We start from the raw sequence: 15,460 nt of genomic DNA, 5'->3' as shown, positions 1-15,460 counted from the left end.
GGCGGACCATTGGGTTATGTGTCGCGTGCCACCTTGAGTGGTTCCCCCGTTACGCTCGTCGTTCCTCGGTGGAACGTGGCCGGGCAAATAGACTGAAAGGCATGGCTGCCGCTAAGGGACTCACTGCAAGCAAGAGGTTTCTGCGGGCCAGGGTACGGACCGGCCTGGTCCGAAGCCGGAACTCGTTGACCCCGGCCATCCAAATGACGGTGTGCGCAGTGGGTGCCTACGCTTTCGCCGAATACGTTCTGGGCCATCAAGGGCCCCTGTTCGCGGCCACGTCCTCACTGATTGCCCTTGGCTTCTCGCGCGATCCACGCCTTCGCCGGGTCATTGAGGTAGGGCTGGGCTGCACCCTCGGCATCGTGGTCGGCGACCTCCTGCTCCACTGGCTCGGCGCTGGAATCTGGCAGGCCGCCGTCGTCCTTCTTTTCTCCATCCTGCTGGCCAGGTTCCTGGACAGCGGAACCATCTTCACCACGCAGCTGGGACTGCAGTCGTTGCTGGTGGTGCTGCTTCCTGCGCCGGCCGGCGGGCCGTTCACGCGCAGCCTGGACGCAGTGGTGGGCGGTATTTGTGCGCTGTTGGTGACGATCCTGGTGCCGAAGGATCCGCGCAGGGAACCCCGCAAGGACGTCCAGAAGATCCTGCACGAACTCGCCGAGGTACTGCGGGAGTGTGCCACTGCGATGATCGAGAGCGACTCGACAGCTGCCTGGCACGCTTTGATCCGCGGCCGCAACTGCCAGCCGCTGGTTGACCGTATGCGGCAGACGCTGCGGGCATCCGGGGAGGTTGCCACCCTGGCACCCGCCCATCGCAGGCACCGCGAGGAGCTCGCCAGCCTGGAGCACTCCCTGGAATACATCGACCTCGCACTCCGTAACAGCCGGGTGTTTGCCCGGCGCCTCACCAGCGCCATCAACCACGCCGCGCTGTCCGACCAAGCGATCGACAGTATCTCGGAGGTCCTGCAGGAGACTGCTGCGGCCATCGACGAGTTGACCATAGGCCTCTCCGAGCAAAGCGAAGGCACCCGGAGGGTCCATTTGCGGCGCGCCAGGAACCACCTTTCCGACATCGCGGCCCGGCTGCACCCCAAGATGCTCGACGTGCAAAGGCTCGAGGGTGAAACCGTGGTGATGCTCTTCCGGCCACTCATGGTCGACCTGTTGGAGGCCAGCGGGATGGAGCCGGAGGAGGCCCGGGCAGTGCTTCCGGCCCTCTAGGGAGCATTCAGGATGTTCCCAGCGAAGTCCCATTCCCGCTGTGGATAATGGGCCGATGCTTTCTGCATCTTCACCACGGCTGTCTGTGCGCCCCCGGCCGGCCCCTGCCCTTCGCCTGCCTCAGCGGGTTTTGTTCCTCTGGGCAGGCGCGTTGTTTGTGGCCGGGGACGCGGTCTTCTGGTTGATGTTCGCCGCCGTTCTGTCCACGAGTGGCCTGGCTACCCTGGACGGCGCAGTTCACTCGTTCGTCGTCGACTCCCGCAGCGATCCTGCTACCGGCTTCCTGGCCGGCGTCTCGGCGGTTACCTCGCCGACTGTCATGTCGGTTGCCGGCGGACTGGTGGCGGTGGTGTGGGCCGCGTGGAAGAGGGAACTCTGGCGACCGGCCATTCTCATGGGTGCCATGGTGCTCTCCGTCGTTCTGGCTGCTGTCATCAAGCTGGAGGTTTCCAGATCCCGGCCGCCGTCGTCGGACTTCCTCCTTGGCCCCGACGATGCCCTGTCTTTCCCCTCCGGCCATACCCTCGGTGCCGCAGTCTTCGTTTCCGTCCTGGCTTACCTGCTGGTCTCGCGTTCCGGGACACGCACGACGGCGGTCCTCGCCTACGCCGGCGCTGCCTTGCTCACGTTGCTGGTCGCCTACAGCCGGCTCTACCTGGGCTACCACTGGCTCACTGACGTGGTGGCATCGATGGGGGTGGCGTTGGGAGTGTTCGGCCTGGCGGTGTTCGTCGATGCGGTGCGGTACGGGCGGGCCAATCCTGTCGGTCCCCCCGACTAATCTGGAACGCATGGCCTCAAAGACTTCCCGCGCATCCAAGACACCCGCCTACAAGTGTTCCGAATGTGGCTGGACGGCCATCAAGTGGGTGGGCCGATGCGGCGAATGCCAGGCGTGGGGAACCGTTGAGGAGTACGGCGCCACTGTTGCGCGTACGACGGCGGCCGCTACAGTTCTGGAGCCGGCCCGGCGGATCGCCGAGGTGGACGGGACCACCGCTGCCTTCCTGCCCACGGGAGTGGACGAGCTCGACCGCGTCCTCGGAGGAGGACTGGTTCCGGGTGCCGTCATCCTGCTCGCGGGGGAACCCGGCGTCGGAAAGTCCACGCTGCTGCTGGACGTCGCCGCGAAGTTCGCCCGCACCGGGCAGGACGTCCTGTACATCACGGGCGAGGAATCCGCCGCGCAGGTGAAGCTGCGCGCCGAACGGATCGACGCCGTCGCCCATACCCTTTACCTTTCCGCGGAGACAGACCTTGGCCAGGCCCTTGGCCAAGTGGAGAAGCTCGAGCCGAAACTCCTGATTGTGGACTCCGTGCAGACGCTGAGCAGTGCGGATGTCGAGGGCAGTGCCGGTGGTGTTTCCCAAGTGCGCGAGGTTGCTGCCTCCATCATTGCCGCAGCCAAGAGGCGCAACATGACCACGCTGCTGGTAGGCCATGTCACCAAGGAAGGCACCATCGCGGGCCCGCGCTTGCTGGAGCACCTGGTGGATGTCGTGTGCCAGTTCGAGGGCGAGCGCCACTCCCGGCTCCGTCTGCTGAGGGCGGTCAAGAACCGTTACGGCGCCACGGATGATGTGGGGTGCTTCGACCTCAACGAGGCCGGCATCGAAGGACTGGCCGATCCCAGCGGGCTGTTCGTTTCACGGACCCGGGAGCCGGTTTCGGGAACGTGCATCACGGTAACCATGGAAGGCCGCCGTCCCCTGCTGGCCGAGGTCCAATCACTTCTCGCCGAGAGCCCCAACTCCCAGCCGCGGCGGGCCACAAGCGGCCTGGAGAGCTCCCGTGTGGCCATGCTGCTGGCAGTTCTCCAACAGCGCGCCGGCTGCATGCTGCACAAGGATGACTCGTACGTGGCGACCGTGGGCGGGGTGAAGCTTACGGAACCGGCTACGGACCTCGCCGTTGCACTAGCTGTTGCCTCTGCCAAGTCCCGTAAAGCACTCCCCCAGCGTTTGATTGCCTTTGGTGAAGTGGGCCTCGCAGGCGAGGTCCGACCCGTGCCCGGGATCAACCAACGCATCCAGGAAGCCCACCGCCTCGGGTTCACGCATGCGATCGTTCCCGCCAGTCCGGCCGGAGCGGGAGTCATCCCCGACGGCTTCTCAGTGCGCGAAGTGGGACATTTGGCTGAGGCACTGGAACTGCTCATCACTTAACTCTTTCGGGGTGTCCGTCGGCACCCTGGCTCTGCTTCGGCGAAGATTGGCCCATGACCAAACGGAATGTGCTTATCGGGGGACGCTTCTTCTTTGGGCTTTTGACGTTGGTGGCGGTGGCGACTCAGCTGGCGGTCCACATCGGGCTCGGCTACGACGTCGGAAACTTCTTCAGCTACTTCACCAACCTGTCCAATATCTTTGCTGCCATCGTGCTGCTCATCAGCGGCTACAGGGTGCTGATCCGCAAACGCCCCAGTGAGGCGGACGATGTCACGCGCGGTACGGCCACCATCGCCATGGCAGTGGTGGGGCTGGTCTTCGGTGCCCTGCTTGCCGGCGAGGACCTGGGATCCATGGTTCCTTGGGTGAACTTCGTGGTGCACTACCTGATGCCGGTTGTGATGGTGGCGGACTGGCTGTTCCAACCCCCGCGGGCCACGCTTGAGCTCCGGCACATCTGGTACTGGCTGATCTATCCCATCGCCTACCTGGTCTACAGCCTCATCCGCGGATCCATCGTCAATTGGTATCCGTACTGGTTCATCAACCCCGATCGCGCAGGCGGCTGGGGCGGAGTGGTGATGTTCGCGCTGGCCATCTCCGTCGGGTTCCTCGTGGTCAGCCTGGCGATGCTCTGGCTGGGGAACAGGCTCAAGCGGCAGGTCGACTACTAGCCACTTTGAAGCACCTCCGAACATAACGAAATGGCCCACTTTGGGGCTTGCTGGTGCGGTTAACGGTGCAATGAAGCCCTATCATTGAGCTTGTCGTCACAAGGCCATTTTTGGATGCGCCCGCTGACGCCGGATTCAGCATGTTTGCGAGCCATGGCTTGCACCTTCGAAGGGAAACCCTATGGCCCGGAGCCCGGAAGAATCGCTTAAGGCGACTCTTGCCAGAGTCGCACCCGGAACTCCATTGCGCGACGGCCTTGAGCGCATCCTCCGCGGGCGCACCGGCGCACTGATTGTGTTGGGACACGACCGCACCATTGATTCCATCTGTTCGGGCGGCTTCGACATCGGCATCGACTTCTCCCCCACACGGCTCCGTGAATTGGCCAAAATGGATGGGGCCATCGTTTGCGACAAGGATGCCAGCAACATCATCAAAGCGGCCGTCCAACTCGTCCCGGATGCCAGTATTGAAACCCAGGAATCAGGCACCCGGCACCGCACGGCTGAACGCGTCGCCATCCAGACGGGCGTCCCGGTAATCTCCGTCAGCCAGTCGATGCAGATCATCGCGCTGTACGTGAACGGCCTGCGCCACGTCCTGGAGGGCTCCGAGAAAGTCCTGGCCCGCGCCAACCAGGCCTTGGCAACCCTGGAGCGCTACAGCGCCAGGCTGGACCAGGTCACCAGTTCCCTTTCTGCGCTGGAGATCGAGGCCTTGGTGACGGTGCGGGACGTGGCCGTCACGCTGCAACGCCAGGAAATGGTCCGCCGGATCTCCGAGGAAATTGCCCAATACGTTCTTGAACTCGGCGAGGACGGCCGCTTGCTGTCCCTCCAGGTGGAGGAACTCACCGTGGGGCGTGGTCCGGGCAGCGAAGTGATCATCCGCGATTACTCCGACCCCAACGCAACCCCCGAGGACATCGAGGAAGCCGTCCAGGCGCTGCTGAACCTCGGGCCTACGGAATTGATCGACCTCAGCCGCATTGCCCACATCATCGGCTTCGCCGGTGGAGTCGAGCAGTTGGACGCCGTAGTCCAGCCGCGCGGTTACCGCCTGTTGTCCGGCCTGAAGTCCGTACCGAAGGCTGTCGCCGACCGCTTGGTGGACTACTTCGGTGGGCTGCAGAACCTGATGGCGGCCACGATCGACGACCTCATGACCGTGGACGGCATTGGCGATCAGCGTGCCCGCACGGTCCGCGAAGGCCTGAGCCGCATGGCCGAGGCCAGCCTGCTGGACCGTTTCCTCTAAAGCCGGCCGCCGCCGTCGGGGCGTTGCCGCCCAAACCGGCCACGGCCGGGCGGTCAGTTCAGCTGGAAGACAGCCTTGGGGCTGGCTTTGTTCCCCAGCCGCGCCTCGAACGTGTAGTAGGCGCCGCCCCCGCCCGGTTTGGCGTTGATCACGCCGCAGCCTTCAAGCGACCTGTTGCGTTGCCACGGAAAGTTGGCGGTTTCGCTCTTGCCGGGCTGGATGGTCTTGACCAGGTCCACTCCGCCGGTCTGGCAGTCCTTGGACGAGAAAATGCGGTCCGAGCCACTCATGACCACGTATTCCATCTGGGATGTGCCTACGTTGACCTCGCAAGGGGCCGCATTGCCGTTGGTGATGGTCATGGTCAGCAGCGGCTTTTCGTCGGGACCGTAGGATGGTTTGTCCGTTTTCGCTGCGACGGTCATGAGGTTGAAGTCGCACACCGGAGTGGGCGAGGCCGACGGCGACGCCGCCACGGACGGCGCGCTCCCCTGTGTGGGCGCTGATGTTGGCGCCGTGGTGTTGACAGCTTGGGGCTCAGGAGAACCGGCGAACAGGCCAGTCAGTGCCAGCACACCCACCACGACCAGGGCGATCACCAGCAGCAGCCCTCCGAAAACGACCTGACGACGACGGCGGTACACGGCAGGGCTGGGCCGCCGCCTGTTCGCCGGGGTGCTGGAGGAGCCCCGTGCAGCGCTCTTTGCCGGCGCGGCGGGGCGCGCGCTCGAGTGCTGCTTACCGTTGGTGGCCATGCATCTAGGCTAGGCTCGTGGCCGACGGAGCACCTAACCTCCACGCCGCAGGGCAGCAATCCGGGCCTGTGTGACGTCGGCCATGAGCCGGCCTGTAGCTTGGTTCCACTACAGTTGATGGCAGTATGACACTCCCCGATTCCGATGAGCTTGCCCGGCTGCACGACGCCCTGGACCGCTGGTTCGCCGGGGCTGCCAGGGACCTGCCCTGGCGCCGGCCGGACTGCACCGCGTGGGGCATCCTGGTCAGCGAAATCATGCTCCAACAGACCCCCGTGGTGAGGGTGCTCCCGGTGTGGCTCGACTGGATGGAGCGGTGGCCGGCGCCCGCCCACTTGGCCGCGGAACCGTCCGGCGCGGCCGTACGTCACTGGGGACGGTTGGGGTATCCGCGCCGCGCCCTCCGGCTGCACGCCGCCGCCGTCGCCATTTGCGAAGAGCACGACGGCAAGGTTCCCGACACCTTTCCCGAGCTTCTTGGATTGCCGGGTGTCGGCAGCTACACCGCGGCCGCCGTCGCAGCTTTTGCTTACGGCCGCCGGGAAACAGTGGTGGACACCAACATCCGGCGCGTCCATGCACGGCTTGTCTCCGGGAATGCCTTGCCGGCTCCGGCGCTCACTGCTGCCGAAATGCGGCTTGCGGACGCCCTGCTGCCGGAGGACCACGCCCTTTCCGTGCGATGGAACGCCTCGGTCATGGAATTGGGAGCCATGGTCTGCACGGCCCGAAGTCCCAAGTGCGCGGAGTGTCCTGTCCGCGACAGCTGCGCCTGGCTCGCGGCCGGTGAGCCGCCGCCGTCGTACACCCCCAAGGGCCAGTCCTGGCACGGCACCGATCGCCAGGTCCGCGGTGCCGTGATGGCTGTCCTGCGCGAGGCCGCACACCCCGTCCCGCGCGACATGTTCGAGCGCGCGCCCGCCGACCTCGGCTTCGAGGCGTCGGGTATCGGCATTCCCTTGGCCGCCCTGCACCGGCTCAACTCCGCACCGGAGCAGCTCGAGCGGGCCTTGGACGGCCTGCTCGCCGACGGACTGGCCGAAATGCACGACGACGGGTTGCGGCTTCCGGCGTAGCGGCGAAGGGGTTGCCGTCCTACCCTGAGTCATGGGGAGAATCGGGCTGGCTTTGACCCTTGCCGGGACGGCGCTGCTATCCGCTTGCGCAGACGTGCCGGTTGCTTGCCCCGCGATCGGGCATATAGCGGCCGTCTCGTTGACCGTCACCGCCGACTACGCGGACCAAGTGGGCTCGCTGCGGTTGAAGGCCTGCCAGGACGGAGCCTGCACCGAGAAGGACCTCATGCTGAACCCGGGTGCCGTGACCTCGGATGAGAGGTGCACACCGGATGGCGTGTGCTCGGCAACCTCGTCTCCCGACGGTACCCTGCAGGGCTTCGTGGAATTGCCCACTCTCTCGGAGTCTCCGATGGAAGTGACGGTCACCGGCACGTCCAAGGCCGGTGTGGCACTGCCCGTGCGGACGGTGAGCTTTACACCCCGCGGCGCTTACCCGTACGGCGAACAGTGCGGCAGGTTCATTTCCGCCGGTGTGGTGCTGGCTGCGGATGGTTTACGGCCAAGCCCTTAGATTTCGCATTATGGAAACTTGATTCCGATATTAAACACAGCAAGCCCTTGGAATTAGCATCCCGGAAACAACCCTTCCATAGCGTCTTAGGTGATCCCGGACCGTGACCCTGCACGGCCATCGCACAGATAGGCGCCACTTTGAAGATCCCTGCACCCGCCTCCGCCATGAGCCCGGCGGCCAAGAAGCCCCTGTACAAATCCCTGTTCTTCCAGATCCTGGTGGCCGTGGTGCTGGGGATCAGCATCGGCTACCTCTGGCCCGACCTTGGTTCCGCGCTTCGCCCCTTGGGCGACGGCTTCATCCAGCTCATCAAGATGGTCATCGCCCCACTGATCTTCCTGGTCATCGTCACAGGGATCTCCGCATTGGGAGACGTCAAAGCTGTGGGCCGGGTGGGCGCGAAAGCCTTGATCTACTTCACCGCCGCCACGCTCTTCGCCCTGGCTTTCGGACTGGTAGTGGCCAACATCGTGCAGCCGGGCGCTGGCCTGAACATCGATCCCGCCACGTTGTCCGCGGATGCAGTGAATGCCAAGACCACCACCGCCCCACCCAAGGATGCGGGACAGTTCCTGCTGGGCATCATCCCTGCCAGCGTGGTGGGCGCATTCGCCTCCAACTCCTTGCTTCAGGTCCTGTGTTTCGCGGTCTTCTTCGGGGCTGCAATCGTGGTGGTGGGCCGGGAAAAGTGCAAGCCGGTTATCGACGTCATGGAGACCACCCTCGAGCTCTTCTTCAAGATCATGGCCTGGGTGATGCGGGTTGCCCCGGTGGGTGCCTTCGGCGCCATGGCCTTCATCATCGGCCAGTACGGTCTCAGCTCGCTCAGCACCTACGCACTCCTGATCGCCGCATGCTACGGCTCCGCCCTGGTCTTCATCGGACTGCTGTTCGTCGTCGCCTGGGTCTACCCGCGCGTCCCGCTGTGGCAGTTCATCAAGTACTCACGCGAAGAGTTCCTGTTGGCCCTGGGCACGGCCTCCACCGAATCCGTACTGCCACGGATCATGACCAAACTGACCAACGCCGGCTGCTCCAGGGCGACCACAGGCCTGGTGGTTCCCACCGGATACTCCTTCAACCTCGACGGCGCGGCGCTCTACCTCTCCATCTCCCTGCTTTTCCTCGCCCAGGCCTTCGGCCACAACCTGGACCTCGGGCAGCAATTGGCCGCACTCGGAGTGCTGATGCTGACGTCCAAAGGCATGGCCGGCGTGCCAGGCTCCGCCTTCCTCGCCCTGTCCGCCACGGCAGGAGCGCTGGGCATCTTCCCTGTCGCCGGGGTTGCACTGCTCCTCGGAGCGGACCGGCTCATGGACTCCATGCGCGTCGTGGTGAACCTGCTCGGCAACTGTGTAGCCACGTTTGTGGTGGCGAAATGGGAAGGCCAGTTCGACCGGGAGGCGATGCTTGCAGCCTTCGAGGGCAAAGTTGCGGCCTCGCCCGTCCCCGCAGCAGTTGCCGTCTCCTGATGAATGTGGGAACGGGCGGCCCTGTGCCCCATGGCCGCCCGTTCCGGCTCAGTCGATCCGCTGGCGGCCCAGGCGGGCGTAGATGTCGGGGCGCTTGGTCCGCAGGAAGAAGGCATAGACGATGCCGCCGAAGAAGAGCGCGAACGTGAAGGTCATGAAGATCAGGGTCAGGACCGCCGAACCGCCGATCAGTTCCGGGTAGTTGGCGATGGCCAGGTACGTGATGGCTCCAAGGAACAAAACACTGATGATGGGTGCGACGATGGTCTTCCACACCGATTCCGGCGCGAAGCCACGGCGGCGGATGAAGTAGACCAGGACGGCGAAGCTCGTGATGAACATCAGGAGCAGCACGGCAAAGGTGCCACTTCCGCTGGCGATGGGATACAGCGCCTCCGGTGCAACGCCCAGGACCGTAAAGAGTACGGTCGCCGCAGCCCAAATGATGCCCACAGCCAACGCCGAGACGTACGGCGACTTGTGCTTCGGGTGGACCCTGCCCAGGAACCTGGGAAGAGCGTGATCCGAGGCAAGGGCAAAACTGTACCTGGCAGCGATGTTCTGGATGGACAGCATGCAGGCCAGGACGGACGTGATGAGCAGGATGACGGCGACGTCCGCGAAAATTCGTCCCACGAGGCCCACGAGCGCGTCATTGAAGAGGTTCACCGTGTTGCTCGAAGCCTCGGCCTGGATCTTGTCCGCACCAAAGAATGCGATGTAGGCCCACGCTGCCACTGCGTAGAAGATGCCGATGCCCACGACGGCAAGATAGGTGGCCCGGGAGATGGTCTTGTCCGGGTTCTTGACCTCGTCCCGGTAGATCACGGTTGCCTCGAATCCGAAGAAGTTGCCCACTGCGAAAAGGAGTGCCAGTCCCAGGGTTGCGTCGGTGATCGACGGGAGGGCAAGTCCTGCGCCCTGCACTGCTTCCAGTCCGTTTGTGGAGAAGGACACCACATCGAACACAACGATCACCGCCACTTCCAGCAGCATGACAAGGGTCAGCAGCTTGGCCGATAGATCAATTCGGTTGTAGGCCAGCAGCGTAGTGACAGCGGTAATGGCCAGCGCGTACCAATACCAGGGGATGTCAGGCCCGCCCAGGGTGTTGACCACGAAGCCCTGGAGCGTCACGCCAAAGAAGGACGGCGCGAAGAAGCCGATGAAAATGTAGCCGAACAGCGCAAGGAAGGCACCTCCCAGGCCTGCGGGCTTGCCGAGCCCTGCGGTGACAAAGGAGTAGAAGCCACCAGGGCCTTGGACGCTGCGGCTCATCTTCACAAAACCGACGGAGAAGATCAGGAGCATGAGCGTGACCAGCAGGTAGATGGCCGGCGCTGTCTGCCCGCTGAACATCAGCAGGACCGGAAGGGTGCCCGCTACCGTGGCCAAGGGCGAAGAGAAGGCGAGCACGTTCATCACAAGCTCGCCCACTCCCATATTGCCGCTGAGCCGGTTCTCCTGGGTGTGACGCGACACCTCTGGTGCGTCAAGGGTGGTGTTATTCATGTAATCCTCATCACTGAATATTGAGTTCCATATCACAGTAGCGACGGGTTAAGGAGGGGCGTTGTGCCATGTTGGGACAGTGCCGACTACGTACCGACGCGGCTTCCGGCACTGACTTCGAGCAAGGAACGGGACAGGGCCACCCCGTGGTCCGCCAGGCTTTCCAACTGGGCAGCCGCGCCGTCCCAGCCGGACCAATGGGGAGCGCCGTCGAGCAGCGTAAAAATGGCCTGGATGGTTTGGTGGGATACCGCCAGCCCCATCTCCTCCGCTGCGGCCGCATACATCTGCTCGTGCAGGCGCTGCCAAAGGGACAACTCATGACGCAGGCCTTCCCCCAGGAAACCAGCCACCCTGTCCGAGGCAACCAGCAGGTTCCAGAGCTCCGCCTCGGGCCTGCTCACCTGCTGGATCACATGGAAGCGGACAAGGGCCGCCCACGAGTCACCCGCGCAGGGAATATGCTGAACGGCTTCCAGAAGCTCGCGGGCGAATCCATGGGTAAACCAAAGGAGCGACTCGGCCACAATCTGGTCCTTGCCCTGGGGAAAACTGGAGTAGAGGCTCGGCGCCTTTAGTCCCAACTCGCGGCCGAGCGTACGCATGCTCACCGAGTTGTAACCGTTGGTGGCAGCCAACCGAAGGAAAGCCAGGAGGATCCTCTTCCGGGCGTGCGTCTGGGCGGACCAGTCGCGTTTCGACAGGAATTCCAGGACAGCAGCGTTCGCCTGCTCACGCGGAGATGGACTCATTTCATCCTCAAAGGGCGGTAATGGAATGAGTCTAACTAACAGTCGTTAGCTTGAGAACACCGGAGCCACACCGAATCGCCTCGCCCAATGAGGCAATCGGCAAAACGCTCCCCTACCCGGCCTATTACGAGGTCGTCCGTGTAGCCGTCGCAGCTTGTGAGAGTGACGCCAAGGGCAGAGAGTATGAGGGAACCCTGGGGCACGGTCTTAACGCGCCTCCCTGCGTAGCCCATCTGATGCCAGTGACTCCCCCACGGCACCTCGATCAGGGCAGAGGCTGCAGGCGCCGCGAATGACCTGACCGTGTGCTTGGTCCGGCACAGGCGCCTGATCAACGTCCGCGGCGGCATGTCCAGAAGCAGGCACGCCGTCGCTAGGTCCGGCCCCGCGGAACCGCCGAAGTCGACCGGAATGATGAGGGTTGAGGGCGGGTCCCCCGGTGCTGGCCCTACCGGGGACGCGGTTGCCATCCCTCCGGATTCACGACTGTCCAACTCTGCCTCCTGGAACGAAGGAAGCGGCCGCAGCGCCTGAACACAGTGCCAGGGAACAAGCGCTACGGACCGCAGACTATGGGTGTCAGGAGCCAGGCGTTGGCCAGGGCGAGGCATCGCTGGTATCGCGGCCTTCTGCCATGTCCTGAAGGAGACGGTGAACGAGTTTCCCCGAGCGCTTCAGTTGAAGGTCGGTCCGTTCGCCGAGATCGGTTTCGTTGAAGTGTGCCGATGCCCGAAGCCACTCGACGTGCCGTCCGTGTGCGAGCTTCTTGTTCATCATCGAGATCAACTCTCAAATAGGTGGGTTATTGGGCTACTTCCAGCATCCGTCCCGGCGCCGCGGCCTAACCGTGTCAGTTTGGGACACGGTTGGGACACCCTCCGGACGCGGTCTGCATCGGCCGAAATCAGCCAATGCTGATGCCCGCAGCGACGATGAAAACACCGCTCGCAGCAACCAGGAAGGCGGCGGCTCCCACGGGAACCGCATGGACGCCCCGAAAGCTGGCCGCGGCCCGGGCTTCACGGGACGATCCAGCGAAATGCCCGCCCGCCAAGCGCAACCCGGCCGCCACGAGGATGAAGAAAATGCCGACGTACACCACTTAGTCCTCCGTCCATCGGGCATTCAGCGAGTCCAAGGCAATCGCCAGGTGTTTGCTGGAGCGATCGGGGTCAATCTGCGAAACCTGCATGGCACAGCTGAACCCGTCGGTGAGCACGAGCCCGTCACACCTGTCCAGCGCCGGCACAATGGAATGCTCGGCTACCTTCATGGACATGTCGAAGTGCTCCGCCTCAAAGCCAAAGTTTCCAGCCACTCCACAGCACGACGACGATTCCACGACGTTCGGCACTCCCCACGCCTCCAGGACCCGTTTCTGGGCACCCGAACCAAACACGGCGTGTTCGTGGCAGTGCGTTTGCAGGACAGCGGTTTCGGGCGGAACCGCTGACGGCTTCCAGCCACGCTTGATCGCTTCGTCGATGGCCACGGAAAACGAGCGGACCCGGGCGGCGACGCGCGCGGCAGCTGCACCGCCCACCATTTTTGGACCTTCGTCGCGGATGGCCGCCGCGCAACTGGGCTCCAACACCACAATGTCCCGGTCCGTGCCGTCGTCGAGCCTGCTGATCAGCCTGGCCAGCCGCCGTCGGGCACCGTCGCGCTGACCGGTGGAAATCCACGTCAGTCCGCAGCAGGCGTCCGGCGTGCACCCTACAGAACGACCAGAGTCGCGCAGCACCCGGGCTGCGGCGGGGACCACCTCGGGCCGGAACGCGCGGGTGAAGCTGTCAATGAACAGGAGAATATCCGCGTTGTCCGCGAATTGGGCTTCCCGGACCCGCCGCCGTATGCGAGTCGCCAGCGCGAAATCCGGGAGCCGTCGTCGTGCGCTGACGCCCAGCTTTTCGCCCACCCAACGGAGCGGACGGAAGCCGGTCCCCGCGTTGGCGAGGGGTGCGATGCGCGTCAACAGCGGCAGCCACCGCGGCAGCCAACCGATCGAATAATGGGTGAAGGGCCGGATCTTGCCGCGGTAGTGCTCATCCACCAATTCCGACTTGGCCTCCGCGATATCCACCCCCGTGGGGCAGTCAGCCGAGCAGGCCTTGCAGGATAGGCACAGATCCAGGGCTTCCCGCACCTCGGGGCTGGACCAGCCGCCGTGGCTCGTGCCTTTGGTCCGGGTAAGTTCCTGCAGGATCCTCGCCCTGCCCCGCGTCGAGTCCTTCTCGTCCTTCGTGGCACGGTAGCTGGGACACATGAAACCACCGGTGGTCGCCCGGCAGCGGCCCACACCGATGCACGCGTGGGTATTCCCAACGAACGGGCTCGCCACCGGGAGCAGGCTCCGGTTTCCGGAAGAAGGCACGACGGCGGTACTCGGCACCGCGGCCGCCTCGCCGTGGGCGGGGCCCGGCAGGGGCACGTCCTCAAGGGCCAGGGAGGCAGCGAAGCGCTCGGGATCCACGATGATTCCCGGATTCAGGATTCCGGCAGGATCCCAGAGGTGTTTGAACGCCCTGAAGATGCCCACCATGGCGGGCGAATACATCACGTCCAGCAGTTCGCTGCGTGCCCGGCCGTCCCCGTGTTCCCCGGAAAGGGAGCCGCCGTGAGCTACCACGAGGGCCGCTGCTTCGCGGGTGAAGTTCTCAAAGGACTCCCGGCCAGCATCGCTTCGGAGGTCATAGTCCAGGCGCATGTGCACGCAGCCCGCACCAAAATGCCCGTACATGAAGGCGGTGTAGCCGTACTTCTCCACGAGGGGCAGCAGTTCCGCGAGGTAGTCCGCCAAGCGCTCGGGAGCGACGGCGGAATCCTCCCAGCCGGGCCAGGTCTGGACACCGTCGATCCTGCGTGAGGAAAGCCCGGCGCCGTCTTCGCGGACCCGCCACAGCTTGGCCCGCTCTCCCGGCTCGGTGACGATCGCGTGGTCCACCACGCGGTCGTCAGCTTTGAGTTTCTCCAGCAGCCGGTCGCAGTCAGCGGCGGCTTGTTCCATGGTGTCCGCCGGGAACTCGACCATCAGGAACGCCTTGCCCTGCGGAAGGGAGTCCACGCTGGCGGCACCCCGGCGGTGGCGCATGATGTCCACAATCGAGGCATCCAGGCCTTCGATGGCGCTTGGCTTGGCCGCAAGGATGGTCATCACATCACGGGCCGAATCGATGGTGTTCGCGTAGCCGAGGCACAGGAGTGCCGTGGTCCGGGGCTTCGGCACCAATCCCACCTTGGCCCGGACCACCAGCGCGCACGTGCCTTCGCTTCCTGCCAGGGCGGCCGCCACATCCAGGCCGTTCTCGGGCAGGAGGTGTCCCAGGTGGTAGCCGGAGACCTGCCGGGGAATGTTTCCCAGCTCAACCCGGAGCGGGGCCAGGTTGGCTTGGGCCAACTCCTTCAGGGCCGCCAACAGTTCCGCGGCCCGGGCAACTGAGTGCTGGTCACCCGCGTCCACGGCCCGGAGGAAGTCGCGTCCCGCATGCAGGTGGGCTCCGTCCGCCGTCACCAGTTGTATTTCCTGCACGTGCTGGGTCATTCGTCCGTAGGCCACCGAGTGGTTTCCGCAGGCGTCATTGCCGATGGAGCCGCCAATGGTGGCCCGGGTCATGGACGAAGGGTCCGGGGCGAAGGTCAGCTCCCCGCCGCTCGCCTTCTCGACGTAGGAGCGCAGTTCGCCGAGGACGACGCCGGCGTCCGCCCAGACCGCCGCCGCGCCGCCGTCGAGCTCTCCCACGGAGGTCAAGCGGCGCGAAAGGTCGATCACCAAGGACTGGCCGATTGCGTTGCCTGCCATGGACGTCCCGCCGCCACGCGCGGTAACCGGGACGCCTAGCGTGGAACAAGCGTGCAACACCTTCCTGACGTCCTTGACGCTCGCGGGGAAGACGACGGCGGCGGGCCGGACACGGTAGTTGGAAGCATCGTAGGAGTACTCGGAGAGCCGTCGCGGGGAGTCATCCACCTCGATGCCTTGCCCGCGCAGGGCGGAAAGCAACTGCTCTACTTTCGTGTTTCCGTCGTCACCATGGGGCATGTTGGCCG

General features: G+C 64.6%; 14 protein-coding genes. 8 read left to right on the top strand and 6 right to left on the bottom strand.

All coding sequences use genetic code 11. From position 1 onward, the window contains the following. Window positions 1-101: 101 nt before the first annotated feature. The 5 genes from N5P29_RS01125 (at window position 102) to disA (ending at window position 5,329) form a co-directional block, all read left to right on the top strand. Window positions 102-1,229: an FUSC family protein gene (locus N5P29_RS01125; protein ID WP_262276867.1), complete on the top strand. Its 1,128-nt coding sequence runs from the start codon at window positions 102-104 to the stop codon at window positions 1,227-1,229. A gap of 55 nt (window positions 1,230-1,284) precedes the next feature. Beyond that, window positions 1,285-2,010, top strand: coding sequence for a phosphatase PAP2 family protein (locus tag N5P29_RS01120; protein ID WP_262276866.1), 726 nt, complete (start codon window positions 1,285-1,287; stop codon window positions 2,008-2,010). Window positions 2,011-2,020: 10 nt separating this feature from the next. Next, window positions 2,021-3,394 (top strand): DNA repair protein RadA, encoded by a 1,374-nt coding sequence (gene radA, locus N5P29_RS01115; RefSeq protein ID WP_262276865.1) that lies wholly within the window; start codon window positions 2,021-2,023, stop codon window positions 3,392-3,394. A gap of 53 nt (window positions 3,395-3,447) precedes the next feature. Beyond that, window positions 3,448-4,071: a Pr6Pr family membrane protein gene (locus N5P29_RS01110; RefSeq protein WP_262276864.1), complete on the top strand. Its 624-nt coding sequence runs from the start codon at window positions 3,448-3,450 to the stop codon at window positions 4,069-4,071. Between the two features lie 181 nt (window positions 4,072-4,252). Then, window positions 4,253-5,329 (top strand): DNA integrity scanning diadenylate cyclase DisA, encoded by a 1,077-nt coding sequence (disA, locus tag N5P29_RS01105; protein WP_262276863.1) that lies wholly within the window; start codon window positions 4,253-4,255, stop codon window positions 5,327-5,329. A gap of 53 nt (window positions 5,330-5,382) precedes the next feature. Here the strand turns inward: disA and N5P29_RS01100 are convergent, their stop codons facing one another. Beyond that, window positions 5,383-6,084 carry a hypothetical protein gene (locus tag N5P29_RS01100; protein WP_262276862.1) on the bottom strand — a complete coding sequence of 234 codons (702 nt, stop codon included), beginning with the start codon at window positions 6,082-6,084 and terminating at the stop codon, window positions 5,383-5,385. 125 nt (window positions 6,085-6,209) lie between these two features. Between N5P29_RS01100 and N5P29_RS01095 the strand changes: the two genes are divergently transcribed. The 3 genes from N5P29_RS01095 to N5P29_RS01085 all read left to right on the top strand — a co-directional run bounded on the left by N5P29_RS01095 (window position 6,210) and on the right by N5P29_RS01085 (window position 9,149). Further along, the gene (locus N5P29_RS01095) at window positions 6,210-7,160 is read left to right on the top strand and encodes an iron-sulfur binding domain-containing protein (RefSeq protein ID WP_262276861.1); all 951 of its coding nucleotides are present in this window, start codon (window positions 6,210-6,212) and stop codon (window positions 7,158-7,160) included. A gap of 31 nt (window positions 7,161-7,191) precedes the next feature. Continuing rightward, a complete protein-coding gene (locus N5P29_RS01090) occupies window positions 7,192-7,674 on the top strand; it encodes a hypothetical protein (RefSeq protein WP_262276860.1) in 483 nt (160 codons plus the stop codon). A gap of 140 nt (window positions 7,675-7,814) precedes the next feature. Further along, entirely contained in the window at window positions 7,815-9,149 is a 1,335-nt protein-coding gene (locus N5P29_RS01085) for a cation:dicarboxylate symporter family transporter (protein ID WP_262276859.1), read from the top strand. Window positions 9,150-9,197: 48 nt separating this feature from the next. Here the strand turns inward: N5P29_RS01085 and N5P29_RS01080 are convergent, their stop codons facing one another. The 5 genes from N5P29_RS01080 to N5P29_RS01060 all read right to left on the bottom strand — a co-directional run bounded on the left by N5P29_RS01080 (window position 9,198) and on the right by N5P29_RS01060 (window position 15,452). Further along, window positions 9,198-10,661, bottom strand: a complete 1,464-nt coding sequence (locus tag N5P29_RS01080) for an APC family permease (protein WP_262276858.1) — start codon at window positions 10,659-10,661, stop codon at window positions 9,198-9,200. Window positions 10,662-10,747: 86 nt separating this feature from the next. Further along, on the bottom strand, window positions 10,748-11,413 hold the full coding sequence (locus tag N5P29_RS01075; RefSeq protein ID WP_262276857.1) for a TetR/AcrR family transcriptional regulator: 666 nt from the start codon (window positions 11,411-11,413) through the stop codon (window positions 10,748-10,750). A gap of 579 nt (window positions 11,414-11,992) precedes the next feature. Continuing rightward, window positions 11,993-12,190, bottom strand: coding sequence for a hypothetical protein (locus tag N5P29_RS01070; RefSeq protein ID WP_144663148.1), 198 nt, complete (start codon window positions 12,188-12,190; stop codon window positions 11,993-11,995). Window positions 12,191-12,317: 127 nt separating this feature from the next. After that, entirely contained in the window at window positions 12,318-12,512 is a 195-nt protein-coding gene (locus N5P29_RS01065; protein WP_260842538.1) for a hypothetical protein, read from the bottom strand. Between the two features lie 3 nt (window positions 12,513-12,515). Further along, window positions 12,516-15,452: an FAD-binding and (Fe-S)-binding domain-containing protein gene (locus N5P29_RS01060; protein WP_262276856.1), complete on the bottom strand. Its 2,937-nt coding sequence runs from the start codon at window positions 15,450-15,452 to the stop codon at window positions 12,516-12,518. Window positions 15,453-15,460 lie beyond the last annotated feature (8 nt).

The organism is Paenarthrobacter sp. JL.01a, from assembly GCF_025452095.1.
Classification (GTDB): Bacteria; Actinomycetota; Actinomycetes; order Actinomycetales; family Micrococcaceae; genus Arthrobacter.
Note: the sequence above shows the minus strand (reverse complement) of the source record. Positions and strands in the feature narration are given on the sequence as shown.